This is a genomic window from uncultured Parvibaculum sp. (assembly GCF_963975745.1).
Lineage (GTDB): Bacteria > Pseudomonadota > Alphaproteobacteria > Parvibaculales > Parvibaculaceae > Parvibaculum.
In genome coordinates this window covers 126,185-147,463 of the sequence record NZ_CAXBIB010000007.1, presented here as the reverse complement: position 1 = coordinate 147,463, position 21,279 = coordinate 126,185, and the positions used below count along the sequence as shown (strand labels likewise).

General features: G+C 66.3%; 22 protein-coding genes. 9 read left to right on the top strand and 13 right to left on the bottom strand.

Going from position 1 to position 21,279, the window contains the following annotated elements; translation table 11 throughout:
• Positions 1-6: 6 nt before the first annotated feature.
• Together AAC071_RS07780 and AAC071_RS07775 are read right to left on the bottom strand one after the other, a co-directional pair.
• The gene (locus tag AAC071_RS07780; RefSeq protein ID WP_339831445.1) at positions 7-333 is read right to left on the bottom strand and encodes a DUF1971 domain-containing protein; all 327 of its coding nucleotides are present in this window, start codon (positions 331-333) and stop codon (positions 7-9) included.
• Positions 333-785, bottom strand: a complete 453-nt coding sequence (locus tag AAC071_RS07775) for an Rrf2 family transcriptional regulator (RefSeq protein ID WP_339831444.1) — start codon at positions 783-785, stop codon at positions 333-335. Before AAC071_RS07775 ends, AAC071_RS07780 begins: the two co-directional genes overlap by 1 nt.
• 141 nt (positions 786-926) lie before the next feature.
• On the opposite strand from AAC071_RS07775, the gene AAC071_RS07770 reads away from it, so the two are divergent.
• Complete coding sequence (locus AAC071_RS07770) at positions 927-1,202, top strand: SemiSWEET transporter (protein ID WP_339831442.1); 276 nt, start codon at positions 927-929, stop codon at positions 1,200-1,202.
• A gap of 84 nt (positions 1,203-1,286) precedes the next feature.
• Positions 1,287-2,381 (top strand): zinc-binding dehydrogenase, encoded by a 1,095-nt coding sequence (locus tag AAC071_RS07765; protein ID WP_339831440.1) that lies wholly within the window; start codon positions 1,287-1,289, stop codon positions 2,379-2,381.
• 92 nt (positions 2,382-2,473) lie between these two features.
• Here the strand turns inward: AAC071_RS07765 and AAC071_RS07760 are convergent, their stop codons facing one another.
• From AAC071_RS07760 to AAC071_RS07735, 6 genes are all read right to left on the bottom strand, one after another.
• Complete coding sequence (locus tag AAC071_RS07760; RefSeq protein WP_339831438.1) at positions 2,474-2,986, bottom strand: glutathione S-transferase N-terminal domain-containing protein; 513 nt, start codon at positions 2,984-2,986, stop codon at positions 2,474-2,476.
• A gap of 25 nt (positions 2,987-3,011) precedes the next feature.
• Entirely contained in the window at positions 3,012-3,518 is a 507-nt protein-coding gene (locus tag AAC071_RS07755; RefSeq protein ID WP_339831436.1) for a hypothetical protein, read from the bottom strand.
• A gap of 2 nt (positions 3,519-3,520) precedes the next feature.
• Entirely contained in the window at positions 3,521-4,021 is a 501-nt protein-coding gene (locus AAC071_RS07750; protein WP_339831434.1) for a phage holin family protein, read from the bottom strand.
• A 9-nt stretch (positions 4,022-4,030) separates the two neighbouring features.
• A complete protein-coding gene (locus tag AAC071_RS07745) occupies positions 4,031-4,282 on the bottom strand; it encodes a hypothetical protein (protein ID WP_339831432.1) in 252 nt (83 codons plus the stop codon).
• Positions 4,283-4,380: 98 nt separating this feature from the next.
• On the bottom strand, positions 4,381-5,841 hold the full coding sequence (locus AAC071_RS07740; protein WP_339831431.1) for a phospholipase D-like domain-containing protein: 1,461 nt from the start codon (positions 5,839-5,841) through the stop codon (positions 4,381-4,383).
• A 60-nt stretch (positions 5,842-5,901) separates the two neighbouring features.
• The gene (locus AAC071_RS07735) at positions 5,902-7,953 is read right to left on the bottom strand and encodes a TonB-dependent receptor (protein ID WP_339831430.1); all 2,052 of its coding nucleotides are present in this window, start codon (positions 7,951-7,953) and stop codon (positions 5,902-5,904) included.
• A 191-nt stretch (positions 7,954-8,144) separates the two neighbouring features.
• On the opposite strand from AAC071_RS07735, the gene AAC071_RS07730 reads away from it, so the two are divergent.
• Positions 8,145-8,795, top strand: coding sequence for a cytochrome c oxidase assembly protein (locus tag AAC071_RS07730; protein ID WP_339831428.1), 651 nt, complete (start codon positions 8,145-8,147; stop codon positions 8,793-8,795).
• Between the two features lie 61 nt (positions 8,796-8,856).
• Positions 8,857-9,594: a rhomboid family intramembrane serine protease gene (locus AAC071_RS07725; RefSeq protein ID WP_339831427.1), complete on the top strand. Its 738-nt coding sequence runs from the start codon at positions 8,857-8,859 to the stop codon at positions 9,592-9,594.
• Positions 9,595-9,596: 2 nt separating this feature from the next.
• Here the strand turns inward: AAC071_RS07725 and AAC071_RS07720 are convergent, their stop codons facing one another.
• On the bottom strand, positions 9,597-10,490 hold the full coding sequence (locus AAC071_RS07720) for an aldose 1-epimerase (RefSeq protein ID WP_339831426.1): 894 nt from the start codon (positions 10,488-10,490) through the stop codon (positions 9,597-9,599).
• Positions 10,487-11,152 (bottom strand): HAD-IIIA family hydrolase, encoded by a 666-nt coding sequence (locus AAC071_RS07715; RefSeq protein ID WP_339831424.1) that lies wholly within the window; start codon positions 11,150-11,152, stop codon positions 10,487-10,489. Before AAC071_RS07715 ends, AAC071_RS07720 begins: the two co-directional genes overlap by 4 nt.
• 100 nt (positions 11,153-11,252) lie before the next feature.
• Here AAC071_RS07715 and rfaE1 point away from each other — a divergent pair, with 100 nt between their 5' ends.
• Complete coding sequence (gene rfaE1 / locus AAC071_RS07710) at positions 11,253-12,716, top strand: D-glycero-beta-D-manno-heptose-7-phosphate kinase (RefSeq protein WP_339831422.1); 1,464 nt, start codon at positions 11,253-11,255, stop codon at positions 12,714-12,716.
• 4 nt (positions 12,717-12,720) lie between these two features.
• Positions 12,721-13,551: a CPBP family intramembrane glutamic endopeptidase gene (locus tag AAC071_RS07705; RefSeq protein WP_339831419.1), complete on the top strand. Its 831-nt coding sequence runs from the start codon at positions 12,721-12,723 to the stop codon at positions 13,549-13,551.
• A 29-nt stretch (positions 13,552-13,580) separates the two neighbouring features.
• On the opposite strand, the gene AAC071_RS07700 is transcribed toward AAC071_RS07705, so the two are convergent.
• Both AAC071_RS07700 and AAC071_RS07695 read right to left on the bottom strand, forming a co-directional pair.
• On the bottom strand, positions 13,581-14,159 hold the full coding sequence (locus AAC071_RS07700) for a D-sedoheptulose 7-phosphate isomerase (protein WP_339831417.1): 579 nt from the start codon (positions 14,157-14,159) through the stop codon (positions 13,581-13,583).
• Positions 14,160-14,188: 29 nt separating this feature from the next.
• Positions 14,189-15,346 carry a site-2 protease family protein gene (locus AAC071_RS07695; protein ID WP_339831416.1) on the bottom strand — a complete coding sequence of 386 codons (1,158 nt, stop codon included), beginning with the start codon at positions 15,344-15,346 and terminating at the stop codon, positions 14,189-14,191.
• Between the two features lie 144 nt (positions 15,347-15,490).
• Between AAC071_RS07695 and AAC071_RS07690 the strand changes: the two genes are divergently transcribed.
• The 3 genes from AAC071_RS07690 to AAC071_RS07680 all read left to right on the top strand — a co-directional run bounded on the left by AAC071_RS07690 (position 15,491) and on the right by AAC071_RS07680 (position 20,016).
• Positions 15,491-15,679 (top strand): hypothetical protein, encoded by a 189-nt coding sequence (locus tag AAC071_RS07690; RefSeq protein WP_339831414.1) that lies wholly within the window; start codon positions 15,491-15,493, stop codon positions 15,677-15,679.
• Between the two features lie 25 nt (positions 15,680-15,704).
• The gene (locus AAC071_RS07685) at positions 15,705-16,892 is read left to right on the top strand and encodes a hypothetical protein (RefSeq protein WP_339831412.1); all 1,188 of its coding nucleotides are present in this window, start codon (positions 15,705-15,707) and stop codon (positions 16,890-16,892) included.
• A 154-nt stretch (positions 16,893-17,046) separates the two neighbouring features.
• Complete coding sequence (locus tag AAC071_RS07680; RefSeq protein ID WP_339831411.1) at positions 17,047-20,016, top strand: PAS domain S-box protein; 2,970 nt, start codon at positions 17,047-17,049, stop codon at positions 20,014-20,016.
• A 6-nt stretch (positions 20,017-20,022) separates the two neighbouring features.
• Here AAC071_RS07680 and AAC071_RS07675 read toward each other — a convergent pair whose 3' ends face one another.
• Positions 20,023-21,225 (bottom strand): hypothetical protein, encoded by a 1,203-nt coding sequence (locus AAC071_RS07675; protein WP_339831409.1) that lies wholly within the window; start codon positions 21,223-21,225, stop codon positions 20,023-20,025.
• Between the last annotated feature and the right edge of the window lie 54 nt (positions 21,226-21,279).

Genomic DNA, 21,279 nt, shown 5'->3' with positions numbered 1-21,279 from the left:
GCCCGCTTATTGCCCGGGCAGTACCTTGCCGGCATGCGGCGCGCCGGCGGGCGGTTCGGCGGCATGGAACTCGACGAAGAAGCTGACAGGTCCCATGGGTTGCACGTCATGCGGCTCTTCGGGATGGACAATGCCCGGCTGCACCGGCGTCAGCACCTGCGTGCCGGATACCCCGGCGCGCCGGTAGCGCAGTTTGCCCGCCAGTACATGGATCAGCGCCCAGACGCCCGGCCTGGTGCGGTGTTCGCGGCGCAGGCCGGCGGGAATGCTGTCCTGATCGAAGACCGGTGTGCGCTTGTAGGCGGTCAGCCCCTTCGGCAGTTCGTCCATCATCAGGCCGGCGCCTCCTGTTCCAGCAGCTTGCGCATGCGGCGGAGTTTGCCGGGATTGCGCACCAGATCGGCGAGGCTGTAGCGGTCGAGAACCGCGAGAAAGGCGGCCAGCGCCTCTTCCAGCGGACCGCGCAGGCCGCAAACCGGACTGATCACGCAGCTGTTGGTCTCCCGGTCGAAACATTCGACCAGCGCGAAGCTGTCCTCGGTCGTCCGCAGCACGGCGCCGAGATTGATATCTTCGGGTTTTCCGGCGAGGCGCAAGCCGCCGCTGCGGCCGCGTATGGTCTCGATGAAACCGCCCTGTGCGAGCGTCTGCGCGACTTTCATCAGGTGGTTTCTGGAAATGCCGTAACGAGCCGCGATCTCCTCGATGGTGTGAAGCTCGTCCGGCTCCATGGCCAGCAGCATCAGCATCCGGAGAGCATAATCCGTGTGTAAGGTGACGCGCATTCGGTCCGGCTCCTCGCGATCGAGGCGCACAGAATAGCACAGGCCTCCGCCCTGGCTGTCCGGCCGGCGGTCCTCTTGCCAAAGCACCGGGGCAGGCGTCATATGCGCGCGTTCTGTGCAACCTCGCCTGTCCGGTGCCTCATGAGCGAACTCGGCTATATCGCGGCCTTCCTGACCACATTCGCCTTCGTCCCGCAGGCGCTGAAGACCATCCGGACAAGGGATACGTCGGGTCTTTCGCTGGCCATGTATGCCTGTCTGACGGTCGGAATCTTTCTGTGGCTGCTGCATGGCATCAACCGGCAGGACTTTGCGCTGATCGGCGCCAATGCGGTGACGCTGATGCTGGCCCTGCCGATCTTCCTGATCATTCTCGGCAATACGCGGGCCGCGCGGCGCGCCGCTTCGGGGAAATAGACCAAGGTCTATTTTAGTGCTTGCCTCGGCGGTTGCCGCCTGCTTGCATGTCGCCAACAGAAACTCTCGCCCGGAGGCACACCCATGCGCGCGGCCGTTTTCCGCAATGGCGATCTCGTCGCCGACACGATTCCCGAACCGGAACCCGAGGCAGGCCAGGTGCTGGTCAAGACGCTGGCCTGCGGCATTTGCGGCTCGGACCTGCATGCCTTTCACCATGCCGACAAGATGGTCGAGGCCGCGCAGCGCTCGGGCTCGAGCTTCACCATGGATCTCAAGCGCGACATCGTGTTCGGACATGAATTCTGCGCCGAGATTCTCGATCACGGACCGGGAACCGAGAAGAAGCTGAAAGCCGGCACGCGCGTCTGCTCGATGCCGATCGCGATCACGATGAACGGCGACAAGGCCAAGATCGATCCGGTGGGCTATTCGAACAACAAGCCGGGCGGCTTTGCCGAGCAGATGGTGCTCAACGAACTGATGCTGCTCGAAGTGCCGAACGGGCTGCCGACCGAGCAGGCGGCGCTGACCGAGCCGATGGCGGTCGGCTGGCACGCGGTCGAGAAGGCCAATCTGACGAATGACGATGTTCCGCTGGTCGTCGGTTGCGGGCCAGTCGGCCTGGCAGTGATCGCCGGACTCAAGATCAAGGGCGTGCATCCGATCATCGCAGCCGATTTCAGCCCGGCGCGGCGCAAGCTCGCCGAGAAGATGGGCGCCGACATCGTGCTCGACCCGAAGGCCGAGTCGCCTTATGCGCGCTGGACCCGGGAAGCGACGCCGGAAGGCTACGATCCCGAGAACATCATGACGTTGCTTGGGCTGGGCCCGAAGCTCCGGCCGGGCGTCATTTTCGAATGCGTCGGTGTGCCGGGCATCATCCAGCAGATTTTTGAAGGCGCGCCGCGCTTCGCGCGCGTCGTTGTGGTCGGCGTCTGCATGGAGCAGGACCGCTTCGAGCCGTTCTTCGGCATCAACAAGGAACTCAATGTCCAGTTCGTGCTCGGCTACACGCCGGAAGAATTCGCGCTGACGCTGCATCATCTCGCCGAAGGCCAGATCGACGGCGCGCCGCTGGTGACGGCCAAGGTCGGTGTCGACGGCGTCAAGGAGGCCTTCAGCGAACTCGGCAATCCCGAGAAGCACGCCAAGATCCTGGTCGAGCCCTGGCGATAGGCGTCAGGCCGGCGGCGCTGTTTCGGCGAAGGAAGGACGTTTGGCGAGATCGCGCCACCAGCCGGCCAGTTGCGGCGCACGCGCCGGCCAGTTCATCGCGGCATGGCGAAAGTCGAGGTAACCGAGGGCGGCACCCATGGCGATGCCGCCGATGTCGAGCGGTCCGTCGAGCAGGCTGACTTCCTGTTCGGCAGATCGAGGCCGCGCTCGACGGCGCGGCGCCAGCGGCCCATCCACATGGCCGAACGTTCGCTCTCCGGACGGTTGTTCTCGAAAACCAGCGACACTGCCGCGTCCATGATGCCATCGGCCAGCGCCTGGAAGCGCAAGGCCTGCCAGCGCTGCGGCCCCGCCACCGGAAAGAACGCCGGTCCGCCGAGCACCGCATCGAGATATTCGCAGATCACCGGGCTGTCGAAAAAGGACGTGCCATCCTTCAGCGCCAGCGCCGGCACCTTGCCGAGCGGATTGGCATCGATGAGTGACGGCGGATCGCTCATGGCGGCGGCGAGTTCTTCGGTCACTTTCGCCAGCGCGTCCTTTTCACGGATCAGGACGCGCACCTTGCGTGCGAAAGGCGAGGTCGGGGAATGGTAGAGCTTCACGGACAATCCTCGATGGAGCCGGTTGTCAGAGACAGGCCGTGCCGCTGGTGTGGCCGTTCATCGCGCGAACGGTGCGCCATTCGACGAAATCGCGGCAGCGGCGGCCACGCTCGTCGGTGAATTCGCGGATCGGCGTAATCTTGCCGCTGGCGCGCTCGGAGGCGGTGAACCATCGCACTGGCTCGCGCAGCGGTACCGTCATCATCTTCGCCAGTGCCTCGCGCTGCGCCTGGGCGGGTAGGCCGGTCAGCGACGGGCCCTGCGAACCGCCGACCGCATAACCGACCGCGACTCCGGCGGCAACCGCAATCTCGGTTCCGCTGCCGGCGCCGATCGCCATGCCGAGCAGCGCACCGCCCGCCGGACCGATCAGACCCGTGCTGCGATCATCGACGGGCACGCCGCCGACAAGCGGTTCGGGTTTTTTCATCGTTACGTCCGGCTGCGGCAATCGCTCCTGCGCACAGGCCGCGACCAGGAGTGCCGCCATTGCGGCCTGAATGATCCGTCGTATTGTGCCGGCCGCCACCATGGTCACTCTCTGCGCAAGAATGGCATCAGGAAGCGCCGCAGCGCCGGGCTCATCGCGGCGAGCGCACCGACAATGATGGTTATCAAGGGCAAGCTGCCGGTCGAACCCTTGACGATGCCGAGCAAGCCGAGGCTCAGCTCGTTGAGCGTCCGCTCGATCGTGTCGAAGTCGCGCTTCACTTCGCTGCGTGCCTGAAGAATGGCGCTGTTGGCCAGTTCCATTTCCAGCCGGTCGGCACGGCCGGGCGCCTTGGCCGCCAGCACCAGCGCAACGAACGCCAGGGCCGCCAGGACACCGCCCGTGATCAGTGCACCCAGCGGATAGCCGTAGATTTCGGAGAGTGCAAGAAAGCCGGCGATCACCAGCATGGTCAGCGCGAAAAGCGCGATGAAGGCCGCGATGCCAACCAGCGAGAGCTTGCGGGCAAGCCGGCGCGCTTCAAGCTCGGCGCGAAAGAGTTCAGCTTCGGCGAGTTTGCGGATCTGCGGGGTCGGATCGATCATCGCCGTCTCCTATCGCGCCAGCAGGCGGCCGATGAGAAAGCCAAGACCGAAGGCCAGCAGGGCACTCGGCACGGGGTGCGCATCGATCTGCTTCTGGATATCGTCGAGACCTTCCTGCAGGCGCTCGCCGACCGCCTCGGCACTCTCCATGCCGAAGGACGCTTCGTCGCCGCGCGCTTCCTCCAGCGCCTTTCTCAGCGCCTCGATTTCGGCCTGCAGGGCATCGATGGTCGGTTTTTCTTCCTGCTTCTTGTCGCTCATCGGCAGTGCCTTCCGGTTCCCGTCCGCATTTCACGTTGCCTGGCCAGCATAATCCTCTCATCGGCACTTACAAGGCAGTCGGGGGTGTGCCCGGTCGTTCAGAGGTAGGGCGAGGCGAGGCGGAAAAAGGCGTCGCGGATGCGCGATGGAAGCGGACGGGTGACCAGATCCTGCAGCGCGACAGGGTGAGAGGTCGCAATCTTGCGTTCAACGCTGGCATCCAGCGTGCGGGCGAAACTTGCGCCATAGCATTCGAGATTGAATTCGAAATTGAGGCGAAGGCTGCGGTCGTCCCAGTTGGCCGAGCCGATCATCGCCCACATGCCGTCGACCGTCATGATCTTGGTGTGGTCGAAGGGGCCTGCCGATTTCCAGATGCGGCAGCCGGCGCGGGCCAGCCATTCCAGTTGCGGCGTCGCTGCCCAGTCGACAAAGGGCAGGTTGCTCGTGCGCGGCAGTACGATGTCGACAATGACGCCGCGCATGGCGGCAACCGAGATGGCCGTGCGCAGGGTCGCGTCAGGCAGGAAATAGGGCGTGACGATGCGGATGTTCCGGCGGGCTTCGGCAAGGGCGCCCAGCAGCGTCCAGCGGATCGGATTGAGACCCATGTCGGGGCCCGCCGGCAGGCCCCGGGCGATCAGTTCGCCGGCTTCGGCAATATCGGGAAACCAGTCGGCGCCGTCGAGAAGTTCGCCGGTCGTGAAGTTCCATTCATAGGCAAAGGTATGCATCAAATGCGCGACAACGGGGCCTTCGACGCGAAAGTGGTAGTCGAGGATCGGCTTTGCCGGTTCCTTCGCGACGATGTTGCCTTCGGCGATGTTCATGCCGCCCGTAAAGCCATGACGGCCATCCACCACCATGATCTTCTGATGGTTGCGCATGTTGAGATAGGGCATCTGCCAGGGCATGAACGAGTGCAGAAACCGTGCGTAGTCGATCCCGCGTTCCTCGAGCAGCGGGATCAGCGACGGGCGCGAATACCAGGAACCGACGCCGTCGATCAGCACGCGCACGCGCACGCCGCGCTTGCATGCGTCAGCCAGCGCATCGACAAAGCGGCGGCCGGCAGGATCGTTGTTGAAGATGTAGGTCGACAGCGCGATCGAACGGTCGGCCCCGTCGATGGCGGCAATCATCGCCGGATAGGCCTCGTCGCCATTCTCCAGGACGCTGATCGCATTGCCGGGCTCGAAACCTTCGGCCAGAACCTTCTGGCCGAAACGCGCAAAGCTCTCCATCTCCTTCAGCTTCGGATCGTCGTTTGTCTGTTCGACCAGCGACGTGCCGCCGTGGCTCGGGGGCAAGGGCGAGAGCAGCAGCGTCTCGTTCTTCTGGCCGCGCAGTTCGCGCGCACGGCGCTGTATCCGGTTGATGCCGAAAAGCAGATAGACGATCCAGCCGACGAAAGGCACCAGCACGATGAAGCCGACCCAGCCGGCGGCCGCGCGCTCGTCGCTTTTGTTGAGCATGGCGTGGATCGCGGCGCCGATGGCGCCGCCGAACTGGATGACGGCCAGGAGAATCGGCCAGAGGTCTGAAAATCCGGTCTGCATGGATGTCCAGACTAGTCCATGAGGCGCGTGCGGTCGCGTCTCATCTCGCAGCCGGCGGCGTCAGAAACGCAGGGATGCGCCGAGGACCAGTGCGCGGTCCTCGCCGGGGAAGTAGCGTTCGGTGCCGGCGCCGAATTCACTGTAGTCGGCGCGGTCGGCGTAGCGGCGGTCGAGGATATTGGTCAGCTTGCCGAACAGGGTCACATTCTCGGTCGCCGCGTAGTCCATGCGCAGGTTGAAGAGATCGTGGCCGTCATATTTGACGGTGTTTCCGGCATTCATCCAGTAGGCGCCCATATGGACCCATTCGAGCTCGGCGCGGGCTGCGCCAGCGAGAAAATTGTAGCCGAGCCGGACATTGCCGAAGGTGCGGGGCGCGGTGTCGACATCGTCACCGTCGCGAATGGTTTCGGTGGGTGTGACGCTGTCGAAGGCATAGGTGTGACGGGCCCAGGTGCCGGCCGCGGCGATGTCGAAGCCGGCGCCGAGCGGCGCTGAAAGCTCAACCTCGATGCCGGCATGATTGGTCTTGCCGTCGGAAACGTTGAAGCCTGCCGCATCGCGGAAATAATAGTTCCGCTTCTTCATGTAGAAGAGGTTGGTTTCGTATGCGATGCCCGCCCAGCTGCCTCGCGCACCGACTTCGATACTGTCGAGCTCTTCCGACTTTGCCGCGCCGGGTAGCTGCAGCCGCTGCAGGCGATAGAGATCCGTCGTCTGCGGTGCCCGTGTGCCGCGGGCGAGATTCACATAGCCGGCGAGACTGTCATTGAACTTGTGCAGCAGGCCGAGTTTGGGTGTCAGGTCGGTGAATTCGTCGACGCGGCTCGGAATGCGGAGATAGCGCCCGAAAACGCCGACCGGCGCGTAGTTGGTATAGTCGTAGCGCGTATATTCGAGGCGCAGCCCTGCCGTCAGCAAAGTCGCCGGCGACAGTTTCCATTCGCTGTGAAGATAGGGCGCCAGCACCAGCGCCTTCACCGTATAGTCGTAATGAAGCCCCTGCGGCGACTGGTTGGGCGGAAATCCGGCCGTCGGATTGTCCTGCGTTTCGTTCAGGCTGCCGTCGGTATACTCGCTGTCGAAGCCCAGGATCACGCGATGGCCGCCATCGAGATCGGCGACATAGCTCGACAGCAGGCCGGCCGACCAATGCTCGTTCTTCTCGATCGGCTGTCCCGGCAGGAAGTGCATCAGGAAATCCATCTCGTTCTTGCGCGCATAGGGCGTCAGGACGAGCATGCGGCCCTCGGAAATGTCGTGTTCGAGGCGCAGCGCCGCGCGCACCGCCCACGCATCGCGATAGGCTTCCGGATTGGGGTTGGTCCGGTAGAGCGCGGGGTCCTTGTAGGCTTTCGGGCCGCTGACAAAGCCCGCTGTTTCCTGATTGGTATTGACGGCGGTCAGTGTCGCCACGGCGCGCGTGTCGGGCGTTGCGAAATCGTAGCGTAGGCGGGCCTTCTGCTGGTCGAGGCCGGAATTGGCGCGGAAGCCGTCGTCATTATAGGCCGAGAAACTGGCGCGGAAGCCGTGCGTCGTCAGGTCCTCGCCGCGCAGGGTCCGGCTGGCGGTACCGATTGTCTTCCAGCGGCCATAGGGCCCGCCCCAGGCCGTCAGTTCCGCGTCGGCGTCCGGCGCAGGCGGGCGGCTCAGGAAGTTGATCAGGCCGTGTTCGGCGTTGGAGCCGTAGCGGGCGCTGCCCGGTCCGCGCACCACTTCGATGCCGCCCGAGACCTCGTCCATTGCCTCCATCAGCGCATTGACATTGGCAAACCCCGCGGCGCGCATCGGCACACCATCCTCCAGGTAAAGGAAGGAACCGGCGCCGGCGCCGGCGGTCAGCACGGGCGAGCGGATGGCGGTCAGATGTTCGGCGCCGCTTCCCTGCTGGATAGCGAGGCCGGGCAGGCGGTTCAGCGCCTCGGCCGGCTGGACCGGCAGGATGAACTCGGCCTCGTCGCCTGAAATGCGCGAGATGTTGCCGATATGGCTTGCCCGGGGAGTTCCGAATCCCGTGGTGGTGACGACCAGTTCGTCGAGCACCGGCGGCTGGTCTTCGGCGAGCGCTCCGGCCGCCAGCGACAGGGCCAGTGCCCCGGTCCCCAATCCCAACGCAATACGAATTCCCGACACCGCTCCCCCCATCCGTTACGCACGCCCTGCGACCGGCTCTTGCGGCCGGTTCCGGCCCATTGTTACCATGCTCAGCGCGCAGGTCGACTCCCGGCGCGGCCATCTGCCGCGCAGGAGGCAGGGGCTGATCTTCTTGCCCCCTGGCCGGGCCGGAACTAGGGTGTCTTCCTATGAGGCTTCCCGGCTCCAAAATTTCGTCGCTGGCGCTTTCCGGTGCCATTCTTGCCGTCATGACGACGGCGGTCGTCTATTCGCCGACGCTTTACGAAATGTTCTGTGCCGCGACCGGCTATGGCGGCACCGTCAGCGTCAACCGGCCGCTTCGCGCCGATCTCAACGAGGCCGGACCGCCGGTCACCGTGCGCTTCGACGCCAATATCTCGCCCGGACTGAAATGGGATTTCCGCCCCGCCCAGCGCGAGGTGCAGACCCGGGTCGGGTTGCCCACCACCGTTTATTACCACGCCACCAATACCAGCGACGAGACGCTGGTCGGGCGCGCCACCTTCAACGTGACGCCCGAATCGGCCGGCTACTATTTCAACAAGACCGAATGCTTCTGCTTCGTCGAACAGAAGCTGGCGCCGGGCGAAAGCGCCGAGATGCCGATCGTCTTCTTCGTCGATCCCGAGATGCTCGAGGATGTCGACGCCAGGGGCATCCGCACCATCACGCTTTCCTATACTTTCTTCAAGCAGGTGTCGGACGAGGATGCGATCGCGGCGGCGCGTTCGTTGCGTGAAGGTTCGGAACGGCAGAAGCAGGATCTTGCGACCGCCGAGACGGCCGAATTCTCGATCCGCGCGCCGCATGTCCGCTAGGCGAGGCCGCGAAACCCTGTAGGCTCGTGTTCGCGTATCGCTCACCAGCCGGACAGTCCGCATGTTTCCCGTTTCCGACGACAATCCCGAACCCGGCACGCCCATTGTCACCTGGGCGCTGATCGCGGCCTGCGTTGCGGTCTTTTTCTGGCAGTTGTCGCTGCCGCCGGATGCCGGCGAGCTTGCGGTCTACCAGTTCGGCCTGATCCCCGGCGTGCTGTTCGGCTCGGTCTCGATGGTGGATGCGCCGTTGCCCGCCTGGGGCACGATCGTCAGCTCGATGTTCATGCATGGCGGTCTCGCGCATCTTGCCGGCAACATGCTCTATCTGTGGATATTCGGCGACAATGTCGAACTGGCGATGGGGCGGGTGCGCTTCATCGTCTTCTATCTGGTCTGCGGCGTGGCGGCGGCGCTGACGCATGCGTTTCTCGTTCCCGGCTCGACCATTCCGCTGGTCGGCGCCAGCGGCGCGATTTCCGGGGTGCTTGGCGCCTATCTGCTGCTCTATCCGCGCGCCCGGGTGCGGGTGCTTTTCATTCCGTTCCCGCTGATCCTGCTGCGTACCTTCTATGTGCCGGCGCTGATCGTGCTCGGGCTCTGGTTCGTCATTCAGGTGCTGAGCGGGCTGGGGAGCCATGTCGAAGAGGCGGGCGTTGCCTTCTGGGCGCATGTCGGCGGTTTCGTCGCCGGCGGATTGCTGATCCCCTTCTTCAAGCATCGCGACGTGCCGCTCTTCCACAAGCCGGCACCGCGCGTCTTCGACGGCCGTGGCGGCCGGCGCGGACCCTGGGGCTGAGCTCAGCGCGGCGCGACCCTGAAGCGGCACACCAGTTCCATCGTTTCGCCCGGCGCCAGCGCGACGAGGCCGGTGACGCTTTCCGGTTCGGGCCGGTTGACCGCGTCCGGCACATGGCTGACCGGCTCGGCGCAGAAGAAATCCTCGCCCGGCGGCGCATAGACAATGGCATGCGGGGCGCCGGTCGCCTCGATGCGCAGCGCCAGCGGCCGGTCGTCCCAGGCGACCTGCAAGTGTCCGTCGCTGCCTGAAAAGCAGTGATCGACCTCGACATTCCTCATCGCGCGGGACTGGTCGAAAGACCATTGCGCCGGTGCCGGCGCCATCCCGGTCGGAATGCCTCGCGCATCGCTTTCCCAGACCTGCGGCAGATGGGCGGTCAGACGTGCCGTCGCGCGGCCTTCGAAAAAGGGATGGAGGCCGAGGCCTGCCGGCATCGCTTCGCGCGCGCGATTGGTCAGCCGCATCGTCACCGCAAGGCCCGTCTCGTCCAGCGCGAAGCGCTGTTCGGCCTCGAAGCTCCAGGGCCAGGTCCAGCGCCTGTCGTCGCCGTCATGGCGAAAGCGCAGACGGGCGTCGGCGGCGCCTGCCTCGACGATCTCCCATGCCGATTGCCAGCCGCGGCCGTGAATGGCGTGCGGCGCGCAGATTTCGTCGGGCGGCAATTGCACGGCGCGGCCGGCAAAGCAGAAGCGGCCTTCGGTGATGCGGCCCGAGAACGGCACCAGCGGATAGCAGGCCATGTCGAGCGGTCCGGGTGCGGCGATGCTGGGCGGCAGCGGGCGCAGCATCTGCTGAACGCCGCCGCGATGGGCGGCGGTGAAGCGTGCAATGCAGCCGCCGCTTGCCGGCGCCAGCCGCACTTCGAGATCGCCCTGTCCCAGGACCAACATCATCGGTCCTCCGCTGCCGCCGGTGGCGCGGCTGTGGCGAAGACTTCCTCGAAGATCTCGCGTGCCGCGTCGAGATCGTCGGCCGCCGCGACGGCGAAATCCGGCGCCGCCAGCGCCAGCGCGGCCTCGCGTTCGGCGCGGCCATAGCCGGTCAGCACATGCACGGCGCCTTTCAGTCCGGCGCGCCTTGCCGCCTCGATGTCGCTGGCCTTGTCGCCGACCAGCCAGCTTTCGGCCCGGTCGAGCCCGATCCGCCGCGCCGCTTCCTCGATCAGGCCGGGGCCGGGCTTGCGCCAATGCTCATGGGCGGGGCCGTAGCCGGGCGTGAAATCGGGATGGAAGGGGCAGGCGATCACCAGGTCGAGCGCGGCGCCCTCGGCCTCGAGCAGGCGGGCGATCTCGGCCTCGACCGCCTCGAATTCGGCCCAGCTGATCCGGCCCCGGGCGATGCCCGACTGGTTGGTGACGGCGGCAAGGCCGAAACCGCGCCGCGCGGCCCAGCGGATCAGCGTTGCCGCGCCCGGCTCCAGCGCCACATCTTCCTTGTTTTTCAGATAGTTGACCTCGCGCACCAGGACCCCGTCGCGGTCGAGGAACAGGCCCGGCTGGCCGTCGCGGCGCGGCGGGGTGTCGGTCGAAAGCCAGATATCGTCCTTGGTGCGCATCAGACCGCCTCGATGGGAGCCGAACAATTCAGCCGTTTTTACGCTATCTTGAGCGCCGCTTCGCCATGATAGCGTCCGCAGCATCGCCAGAGACCGCCTTATGACCGAAAAAAGCCCCGATATTCAATCGCTTGTCGCAGAGCTTGCCGGCGTGCGGGCGCTGGTGCTGGGCGATGCCATGCTCGACCGCTTCGTCTATGGCCGGGTCGAGCGCATTTCGCCCGAGGCGCCGATCCCGGTTCTGGGCGTCGAGAGCGAAAGCGCGATGCCGGGCGGGGCGGGCAATGTGGCGCGCAATCTGGCCGCGCTGGGCGCCGATGTGGTGTTTCTCTCGGTCATCGGCGATGACGAGGCGGGGGCGGCGCTTGTCCGCGCCTTCGCGGCGCATCCCGGCATCGATGCCCGGCTCAGCGCCATTGCCGGCCGCGTCACCACCGTCAAGACGCGCTTCGTCGCCATGGGCCAGCAGGTCCTGCGTGCCGATCGCGAAACCACCGCCGCGCTCGACACGGCGCAAGGCGCGGCGCTGGTCGCCGCGCTCGCGGCCGCGCTCGAAGGTTGCCAGGTGCTGGTGCTGTCCGACTATGGCAAGGGCGTGCTGACGCCGGCCGTCGCGGCGGCGGCGATCGCGGCGGCGCGGGCTTCCGGCATTCCGGTCGTGGTCGATCCCAAGGGGCGCGACTATGCGCGCTATGCCGGCGCTGCAGTCGTCACGCCCAATCGCAAGGAACTGGCCGAGGCGACCGGCAGGCCGGTGGCCGGCGATGCCGATATCGTCGAAGCGGCGCGCGGGTTGCTGGCCGCACATGACATCGGCGCCATGCTGGTCACGCGCTCGCAGGACGGGATGAGCGTGGTCACGCCGGCCGAGGTGCATCACCTCAAGGCGGAAGCGCGCGAGGTCTTCGACGTCTCGGGCGCCGGCGACACCGTGGTTGCGGCACTTGCCTGTGCGCTGGGGCGCGGCGCGGCGCTGGCCGATGCGGCGCGGCTGGCCAATTCGGCCGCCGGCATCGTCGTCGGCAAGGTCGGTACCGCCGTCGTCCATCGCGACGAACTGGCCGCCGCCTTGCGCGAGCGCGCATTGTCGGCGATCGAGGCCAAGCTTGCCGGCCGCGAACGCGCCGCCGAAATCGCCGCGGGCTGGCGCGCGCGCGGCCTCAGCGTCGGCTTCACCAATGGCTGTTTCGATCTGCTGCATCCGGGCCATGTGACGCTGCTGGCGCGGGCGCGTTCGCTCTGCGACCGGCTGATCGTCGGCCTCAACAGCGATGCCTCGGTGCGCCGCCTCAAGGGCGAGACGCGGCCGGTCCAGCCCGACATTGCCCGGGCCACGGTGCTGGCCGCGCTCGGCACGGTCGATCTGGTGACGATCTTTGCGGAGGACACGCCCGAAGCGCTGATCGAGGCGCTGAAACCGGATCTTCTCGTCAAGGGCGGCGACTACAAGGCCGCCGACATTGTCGGCGCCGCCTTCGTCCAGTCCCATGGCGGCCGTGTCGAGATCGTCGACATCGTGCCCGGCTTCAGCACCACCGGCACGCTTGCCCGCATGGAGCGCTGAGAGGGTGGCGGTCTGGGGCCCCCGCGCCGTGCACGCCACGGCGGCACAGCCGGGTGATGCGGCCGAGGGCGGCATGCCCGCGCGGCCGCCGCATCGCTGGTGGGACATCGTTCTGGTGCCGGTCCTGTCGTTTGCGCTGCTGATCGTGCTGATCGCCGGCGCGATGCTGGCGTTGCGCCGGGCCGGTATCGCGCTGCCGGGCGATACGGCCGCGTTTGTCGAGCGGCTCGCCGCCGATCCGGTGATCCAGAATGCGGCCGGCATCCTGGTCTACATGCTGCTGGCCGGTCTGCTGGCGCTGCTGCTGGCCCTGCGCGGCCATACGCTGCGGCAGGTGCATTTCCGGGCCTTCAAGGGCTACGTCGTCATCCTGGCGGCGCTTGCCGGCGTCGCGCTGGCCTATCTGGTTGCATATGCGATGCAGCGCCTGCCGGCGGAAGCCTTGGCGGAAATCGAGGCGGCAGAGGCCTTTGCGCTGCCCGGCAGCCTGGCCGGCATGATCGTGCTGGGCCTGCTCGCCGTCCTGGTCGCGCCGGTTGTCGAGGAGCTCTATTTCCGCGGCATCGTGATGCCGGTGCTGGCGCGGCGGTTTTCCTTCGTTGCCGCCGCCACGGTGTCGAGCGCCTATTTTTCGTCGATCCACGGACATCTGTTCGTGCTGAGCGGGATCGGCGCCTGGACGGTGTTCGGATTGCTGTTTCTGGTCGGCGTGGTTCTCGCCTGCGCGGCGCGCTGGACCGGTTCGCTCTATGCGCCGGTCGCGATGCATGCGGCCTACAACGCGGCGCTGTTCCTGCCGGCCTTCGCCCTGATGCTGACGGGGGCCGAGGCCTGAGCGCGGGGCCTGCCGCGCGGCGCCGTTGCTCAGGCGTAGCCGAGATAGCTCTCGATGCCGGCGCAGAGCATGTGCCCGATCACGATATGCATTTCCTGGATGCGCGCCGTCGTCGTCGAGGGCACGCAGATCAGATGGTCGGCCAGATCCTTCATCGCATTGGGTTCGGCGCCGGTCAGCGCCGCGGTGACCAGGCCCTGGCGGCGCGCGGCGGCCAGCGCCAGCACGACATTGGGGCTCCGGCCCGAGGTCGAGATGCCGATGGCGAGATCGCCGCGCCGTCCCAGCGCCTCGACCTGCCGTTCGAAGACATGGTCGTAGCCCATGTCGTTGGCGGCCGCCGTCAGCACCGAGGTGTCGGTGGTCAGCGCCAGCGCGGCGATCGCCGGACGGTCCTTGACGAAGCGCACCGAGAGTTCGGCGGCGATGTGCTGCGCGTCGGCGGCGCTGCCGCCATTGCCGAACAGGATCAGCTTGCCGCCGCCCGACACCGCTTCGGCGCAGGCCGCGGCCAGGCTGGCGAAATCATGTTCGAGCTTCTTGGCCGTCTCATGCGCCACCTTCAGATGTTCGTCGAAGGTCGCGTGGAAGATCTCGCTGCTGCCCAAGGCCGGTCTCCATGGTTCGAATGACGCCTTTATAGGCGCTTGGTGGCGGCGCCGCCAGTGCGGGGGCCGAGCTCTTCCTTCAGCCGCATCAGCCGCATGATGTCGCGCAGCGCGACGATGCCGACCAGCCGGCCGCCGCTGACGACGATCAGCCGCCCGCTGCCGCCCTGGCGCATCGCCTTCAGCGCGGCCTCGCCGCTTTCATGCGCCTCGATGGCGGTCGCCGGCGAAAGCGGATGCATCACCTCGCGCACTTCGATCCGGTCCCAGTTGGCGCGGTCGATGTCGCGCAGATCGGCGACGCTGATCACGCCGACCGGGCGCCCGCCTTCCATCACCGGAAAGGTCTCGTGGAAGGAACCGTAGACATGTTCGTCGACCAGGCGCCGCAGCGTGATGCCGGCCGGCACGGTCAGCGGGTCCGGCGTCATGAAATGCGCGACCGGTTCGGCCTTCAGCAATTGATGCGTCTGCAGTTGCGTATAGGAGGCGCGCGAGGCGGTGTTGAGAAAGAGCCCGATCAGGCCCCACCAGATGCCGGCGACGAGATTGCCCGAGAGCAGGCTCATCACGCCGAGCGCGATCAGCGCCAGTCCGAAGGCCTGGCCGACATGGGAGGCGTGCTTCGTCGCCGCGTCGATGTCGCCCGAACGGCCCCAGAGCCAGGCGCGGTAGACGCGCCCGCCATCGAGCGGAAAGGCCGGCACCATGTTGAAGACGGCCAGGATCAGGTTGATCAGCGCCAGATAGCGCGCCACGCCCGAAACGGTTTCGGGCAGACCGGCGGCCAGCACCGCCGCGCCGGTCAGATAGAAGATGGCCGACAGGACAAGACTGGCGATCGGTCCGGCAATCGCCATCATCAATTCGGCGCGCGGCGTCGGCGGCTCCTTCTCCATCTGGGCGACGCCGCCGAAGATGAAGAGCGTGATGCCCGAGATCGGAATGTCGTAGCGCCGTGCCACCACCGAATGCGACAGCTCGTGCAGGATGATCGAGAGGAAGAGCCCCAGCGCGCCGACAATCCCCATCGACCAGTAGGTCGCGCTGTCGAGGCCGGGATAGAATTGCGGGAAATAGCCGGTCGACAGCGTCCAGGAAATCAGCAGGGCGATGAAGATCCAGCTCACATCGAGCTTCACATCGAATCCCGCCAGCCGGAACAGCCGGATTTGCGCGCCGAACATCCTGTCTCCTTCACGATTGTCGTCGATGATCAGTCTATACCGAAAGCCGGCCCGTCCGGGGCGGCAATCGGTCGCCATCCGGTCCTTTGTCTATGGGCGCTGCTGGGCCATACTGGCGGCGCCGGACAATCCGGGGAGGATATCATGGCACTGTGGACCAAATGGCTGATCACGCTTGGCGCGATGCTGCTGGCCAGCATCCTTGCCGGCCTGTTGTGGAACTGGCTGTTCAATGCCGACATCCCGTCCTATGTCAGCGGGCTTGTCGGCGGCGCCGCGGCGGTGCCGGTATGGGAAATGCTGCGGCGGATCGGCGGCGCGCCGGCGCCCTGAGCCTGCGGCCGGGATCGGAAAGCGGATGACCGGAATGTCGCGCGAAAGGATTTTGCCAAAGCCCGGCCGTTATCGGCCGGCCCTTCTGGCCGTCGTTTCGCTCGCGGCCGCACTGGCGGTGCCGGCGGCGCAGGCCGAAGAGACGGGCTGGCACTTCAGCGGCGATATCCGCGCCGGCTATTACGATAGCGAACGCACCGACCGCAACGGCATGGAGAGCGACAGCCATGCGCTGCGCGGGCGCCTGCGTCTGGCCGCCGAGCGCGATCTCGGCGAGTATCTGCATTTCCGCGCGCGCTTTGCCGGCCGCTACGGCCAGCACCAGACCGGGCACGGTTTTCAGCTGCATGGCTATGCCTCGACCTCGACCGGCATGGAACTGGGCGAGAGCACGCTCGACGAAGTCTATCTCGACTATGCCGATGCGGCGCAGCCCTGGTCGCTGCGGCTCGGCCGCTTCCAGACCCGGTTCGCGCTTCAGGGCGTCGCCTCCAAGGGGCTCGACCGCAATGACAGCCCCAATATCGACATCACCTGGACCGACGGGCTGCATTACCGCCACCAGCTGCAACCGGCCTGGCGCGCCCATCTGGTGCTCGAACACAATCACCGCAAGGGGCCGGGCTCGGCGGTGCGCGCGCCGCTCGAATTTTCCGACGATGCCAGCCGCGTCACGGTGTTTGCCGGGCTTGAAGCCAGCGAGGCGCTCGGGCCGGTCACGCAGCGCATGATCGGCGTCACCTGGATGCCGGCCGCGCTGGCCTCGGACGGCACCGCGTTTTCGCGCCGCGAGGACTACATCACGCTGGTCGGCCGCATGGCCGCCAGCTGGCGTCTCACCGAGGCGGGCTTGCGGCTGGTGCCCGGCTTCGAGATCGGTTACGCGCCCAACACGCCGCGCGCCACCGTCACCGGATCGGGCAATGCGGGCGATGCCGGCGGGCTGGCCTGGCAGGCCGCGCTCAGCCTCTACGACATCGCGCCCGGCCACAATCTCGGCCTCGTCCATGCGCGCACCGAGGCCGGCTGGCTGATCTCGGGCGATTTCCGCGGCAACGACGCCCTGTCGGAGATCCGTTACCAGTGGCGCTTCACGCCGGAATGGTCGATGGAGGCGCGCTACCGTCTGCGCGAGGAAATCGACATTCCGGCCGGCGTGATGCGGCAGCGCGAGGATCGCGACTTCTATATGAGGATCAGTGGCCGTTTCTGAGCGCGGCGGCTTCCCTGTCTCATCGAATGTTACGGGCCGGTCGCGGCGCCGGGCCAATTCGGTTGACGATCCGGTCAAACGCGTCGAATCTGTAGCGGGGTACCCAAGCGTGATCCGGTCGTGTCTCCGGCCGGGGCAGCAATGACGGAGGTTCATGCAGCCGGACGACGCGGCTCGCTCGCCAGAGATGCCCGAAAACCAGGGCGAGAGCCGTGTGCGGCGGTCCTGGTTCCGGCTGCGCTCGTCCACGCTGCCGGTTGCGATTGTCGCATTTCTTTCCTGCCTGATCCTGCTCGGTGCGGTCTCATGGCGCGCGGTGCAGCAGTTGAACCTTGCCGATGCCCGCGTCGCGCAAAGCCATGAAACGCTGCAATTGCTCAGCCGGGCGCTGCTGACGACGGTCGATGCCGAAATCGCGGCGCGGGGCTATGCGCTGTCGGGCGATCCCGCCTATCTCGCGCCGGTCAGTGTGGCCGAGCAGAGCGAGGCCGAAATCCTTGCCGCCCTGCGTGCAGTGCTGGCCGGGAACGAAGCGCAGCTCATGCGGCTCGATGAGCTCGCGGCCCTGGTCGATGGCCGTTTCGCGCTGATCCGGACACTGATCGAAACGCGCCGCGCGCGCGGCGCGGAGGCCGCCGAGGCCTTTGTCCGTGCCGGTGAGGGCATCCGCGCCCAGAGCACCGTTCGCGATCTGGTGCGCGACATGGTCGCGATCGAGGAACGCCGGCTCGGGGCCTACGAGGCGGCCAGCGACGACGCCCTGATGCGCGCCCAGGCCATTGTCGTTTTCTCCTTCCTTCTGGTCGGTCTCGCCGGCGCCGTCGCCTTTCGCTACGACGCGGTACGGCGCGAAGCCGAACAGGCGCGCCGCAACAGCGAGGCACTGCTGCGCTTGGGCGGCGAGGTGGCGCGCTTCGGCGGCTGGCAGCTCGATCCGGCCAGCGGCCGGATTTCCTGGTCCGACGATCTGGCACACCTGCTCGAAATCGCACCCGATACCAGATTGACGCTGGACAGCGCGGTCGAGCGCTGTTCGCCCGAGGCCGGCCGGCGCTTGCGGCGATCGCTCGAGTCCTGCATCGCGGAAGGCATTCCCTTCGACATCGAAATCGATTTCTCGACGCGGCGCGGCATCGTCTTCGACCTGCGCGTCGCCGGACGGCCGGTCCATGACGCCAACGGGCAGATCGAGCGGATCGGCGGTGCGGTGCAGGACATTTCCGAGCGCAAGCGGATCGAACGCTCGCTGCGCGCCAGCGAGTCGCAGTTCCGCCAGCTCGCCGATGCGATGCCGCTGATCGTCTGGACGGCCGATCCCGGCGGCCGCGCCGACTTCGTCAGCAAGAGCTTTCTCGCCTATACCGGCACCGAACGCGCCGGCGACATCAACACGCTCTGGTCGCGCGCGATTCTGCGCAAGGACCGGGCGCCGATGCTCGACAAATGGCGCGCGGCGCTGGCCTCCGGCGGCAACTATCTGACCGAGTTCCGGCTGCGCCGGCATGACGGCGTCTATCGCTGGCATCTGGTCAGTGCCGTGCCGGTCCGCGATTCGGAGGGCCGGGTCGTCAAATGGTTCGGCTCGGCCATCGACATCGACGACCGCTACCGCACCGAGAAGGAACTTGAGGCGCTTGCGGCGCGGCTGTCCTCGACGCTGGAGAGCATCTCCGATGCCTTCTTCATGCTCGACCGCGACTGGCGCTTCACCTATTTCAACAAGGAGGCCGAGCGCGTGCTGGGGCGCCGCGCCGAAGACCTGATCGGCAGGAATATCTGGGAGGAGTTTCCGGCGCCCGCCGGCCGCGTGATCCGTACGCTGTGCGAAACGGCGGTGCGCGACAATGTCAAGATGTCGACCGAGACCTTCTACGAACCGCTCGGTCTGTGGCTGCTGGTCAATGCCTATCCCTCGCCTGAAGGACTCGCCTTCTATTTCCAGGACGTCACCGAAAGACATCGTCTGCAGGAAAAGCTCAACCAGTCGCAGCGCCTCGAGGCGGTCGGCCAGCTCACCGGCGGCGTCGCGCATGACTTCAACAATCTCCTGACGGTCATTCTCGGCAATGCCGAGATACTCGATGCGCGTCTGCCACCCGACAGCGATCTGCGCAAATTCGTCGAGACGACGCGCCATGCCGCCGAGCGCGGTGCCGAACTGACCGACCGCCTTCTGGCTTTCGCGCGCCGGCAACCGCTCGATCCGCGGCATGTCGACCTCCACCAGTTGATGGCCGATCTGCAGGACATGCTGCCGCGGGTACTGGGCGAGGACGTCGAGATCGAGTTCGTCATCGATGACGGCCTCTGGCCGGCCGAGGTCGATCCCGGCCAGTTCGAGAATGCCATGTTCAATCTCTGCATCAATGCGCGCGACGCCATGCCGGGCGGCGGCAAGCTGACGATCGAGATTGCCAATGCCGTTGTCGATCACGATGGCATGTCGGGACCTGACGAACTGGTGCCGGGCGATTATGTGCAGGTCTCGGTGTCGGATACCGGCATCGGCATGACGCGCGAGATACGCGACCGGGTGTTCGATCCCTTCTTCACCACCAAGGAAGCGGGCAAGGGAAGCGGTCTCGGCCTCAGCATGGTCTATGGCTTCGTCAAGCAGTCGGGCGGACTGGTGAAGATCTATTCCGAACCGGGTGAGGGCACCACGGTCCGGATCTTCCTGCCGCGTGCCGGCGGCGCGGCCGAGCCGTTGACGGCGCCGGATGTGGCGGCCGATGCTGGTGTGCCGCGCGGCGACGAGCGCATCCTGCTGGTCGAGGACGACGATCCGGTGCGGGCCTATGCGGCGGGACAACTCGCGGAAATCGGCTACCGGGTCGTCGAGGTGCGCAACGGCGTCGAGGCGCTGGCCTTGCTGCAGGACGACAAGCGATTCGACCTGCTCTTCACCGATGTCGTGATGCCGGGCGGCCTCAACGGACCGCAGCTTGCCGAGGCGGCGCGCAGGCTCTGTCCCGGTCTCAAGGTGCTCTTCACCTCGGGCTACACCGAAAACGCGATCGTCCATCACGGCCGGCTCGATCCGGGTGTAGACCTGCTCAGCAAGCCCTATCGACGCCGGGATCTGGCGGCCAGGATCCGCCGCGTGCTCGATGCGACGGGCTGATGCGGCTCAGAAATAGCGCGCGATGCGCAATTGCAGGAAGCTGTCGTCGCTGACCGAATAGAGCGGATCGGCGCGCGGTACATTGGCGAAGAAACGGCCCTCCAGCGACACGAAGAAATCGGCGCCGAAGCGGCGTTCGGCCTCGAAGGAGAAGCCGAGCGCCTGCGTGTCGAGATCGGCCGTCACGCCGGCCAGCACCGCGGTCGAGGCCGCGTCGTTGGGCGTCCAGCGCAGCGCCAGGAAGGCGTCGTTGGCGAACGGGTTCTGCAGATTGGCGCCGCGATCGTCCCAGACATATTCGGCCACCAGACCGATATCGGAGGGCGTGTCGAAAATGCCGTAGAAACTGTATTCGATGCCGCCGGTCGCCTGCAGATGCTGCTCGCCGAGCTGTTCCTGCCAGAAGCCCTCGAACTTGTAGAGCCAGGCGCCCGATGTCGCCTGGATGTCGGTGCCGGCGCGCCTGGCCTGCGCATAATAGGGGATCAGCACCAGATTGCCGCCCGCATCGAGCCCCGGCGTCAGCAGGGGCGCGCGGTTGGTGCCCTGGAAATAGGTCAGGCCGACATCCCAGATGTCGAAGGCATTGGCATAGCGCAGCGCGAAGTCGAGATGGTTCTGCTTGGCACCGCTTTCATATTGCGTCTGGGTCTCGTCCACCGTCAGGTCGAAGGCGGGGCGGCCCGAACGGCTCGGAAAGGTCCGCTCACGGAAAAACGGCAGCAGATAGCCGGTGAAGGTGCCGAAATCCTGCACCGTCGAGACCATGACCATGGGCTGGCCGAGCTTTTCCTCGCCGTCGATGCTTTCGACCAGATCGGTCTGGTTGACGATATCGACCAGATGCACGGCCTCGGTCACGCCCCAGAAAACCTTGTCGATGCCGATGCGGAATTCCCAGTTGTCGATGGCGCGGGCATATTTGGCCTCGCGCAGGTCGGCATGGCTGCGGTTGCCGTCGCGCAGGTCCCAGCGCGCGAAGGGTTTGACGACGACCCACTGGTTGGAATTGTCCCAGAAGCTTTCGAACGACACCTCGGCCGCCACCGAGGCGTTCCAGCGCCGCTGCTCGGCCTGGCTGCCGCTTTCGGCAAAGGCCTGCAGCTCGGGCTCCACATAGCCGCGCACCCGGAACTCGCTGGCCGCGGCGGCGCCCGTCAGGGCCAGCGCCGCAAGCGCGGCGCCGGCCATGGTCCTTGTCGTTCTCATCGCATGTTCCCCAGCGGTGTCCGATTCAGAATCCAAATTTAACCGTCATGACCC

Coding starts and splice junctions, on each gene's coding strand:
- AAC071_RS07780 (WP_339831445.1), bottom strand. CDS start 333: ATGATGGACGAACTGCCGAAGGGGCTGACCGCCTACAAGCGCACACCG.
- AAC071_RS07775 (WP_339831444.1), bottom strand. CDS start 785: ATGCGCGTCACCTTACACACGGATTATGCTCTCCGGATGCTGATGCTG.
- AAC071_RS07770 (WP_339831442.1), top strand. CDS start 927: ATGAGCGAACTCGGCTATATCGCGGCCTTCCTGACCACATTCGCCTTC.
- AAC071_RS07765 (WP_339831440.1), top strand. CDS start 1,287: ATGCGCGCGGCCGTTTTCCGCAATGGCGATCTCGTCGCCGACACGATT.
- AAC071_RS07755 (WP_339831436.1), bottom strand. CDS start 3,518: ATGGTGGCGGCCGGCACAATACGACGGATCATTCAGGCCGCAATGGCG.
- AAC071_RS07750 (WP_339831434.1), bottom strand. CDS start 4,021: ATGATCGATCCGACCCCGCAGATCCGCAAACTCGCCGAAGCTGAACTC.
- AAC071_RS07745 (WP_339831432.1), bottom strand. CDS start 4,282: ATGAGCGACAAGAAGCAGGAAGAAAAACCGACCATCGATGCCCTGCAG.
- AAC071_RS07740 (WP_339831431.1), bottom strand. CDS start 5,841: ATGCAGACCGGATTTTCAGACCTCTGGCCGATTCTCCTGGCCGTCATC.
- AAC071_RS07730 (WP_339831428.1), top strand. CDS start 8,145: ATGAGGCTTCCCGGCTCCAAAATTTCGTCGCTGGCGCTTTCCGGTGCC.
- AAC071_RS07725 (WP_339831427.1), top strand. CDS start 8,857: ATGTTTCCCGTTTCCGACGACAATCCCGAACCCGGCACGCCCATTGTC.
- AAC071_RS07720 (WP_339831426.1), bottom strand. CDS start 10,490: ATGATGTTGGTCCTGGGACAGGGCGATCTCGAAGTGCGGCTGGCGCCG.
- AAC071_RS07715 (WP_339831424.1), bottom strand. CDS start 11,152: ATGCGCACCAAGGACGATATCTGGCTTTCGACCGACACCCCGCCGCGC.
- rfaE1 (WP_339831422.1), top strand. CDS start 11,253: ATGACCGAAAAAAGCCCCGATATTCAATCGCTTGTCGCAGAGCTTGCC.
- AAC071_RS07695 (WP_339831416.1), bottom strand. CDS start 15,346: ATGTTCGGCGCGCAAATCCGGCTGTTCCGGCTGGCGGGATTCGATGTG.
- AAC071_RS07690 (WP_339831414.1), top strand. CDS start 15,491: ATGGCACTGTGGACCAAATGGCTGATCACGCTTGGCGCGATGCTGCTG.
- AAC071_RS07685 (WP_339831412.1), top strand. CDS start 15,705: ATGACCGGAATGTCGCGCGAAAGGATTTTGCCAAAGCCCGGCCGTTAT.
- AAC071_RS07680 (WP_339831411.1), top strand. CDS start 17,047: ATGCAGCCGGACGACGCGGCTCGCTCGCCAGAGATGCCCGAAAACCAG.
- AAC071_RS07675 (WP_339831409.1), bottom strand. CDS start 21,225: ATGAGAACGACAAGGACCATGGCCGGCGCCGCGCTTGCGGCGCTGGCC.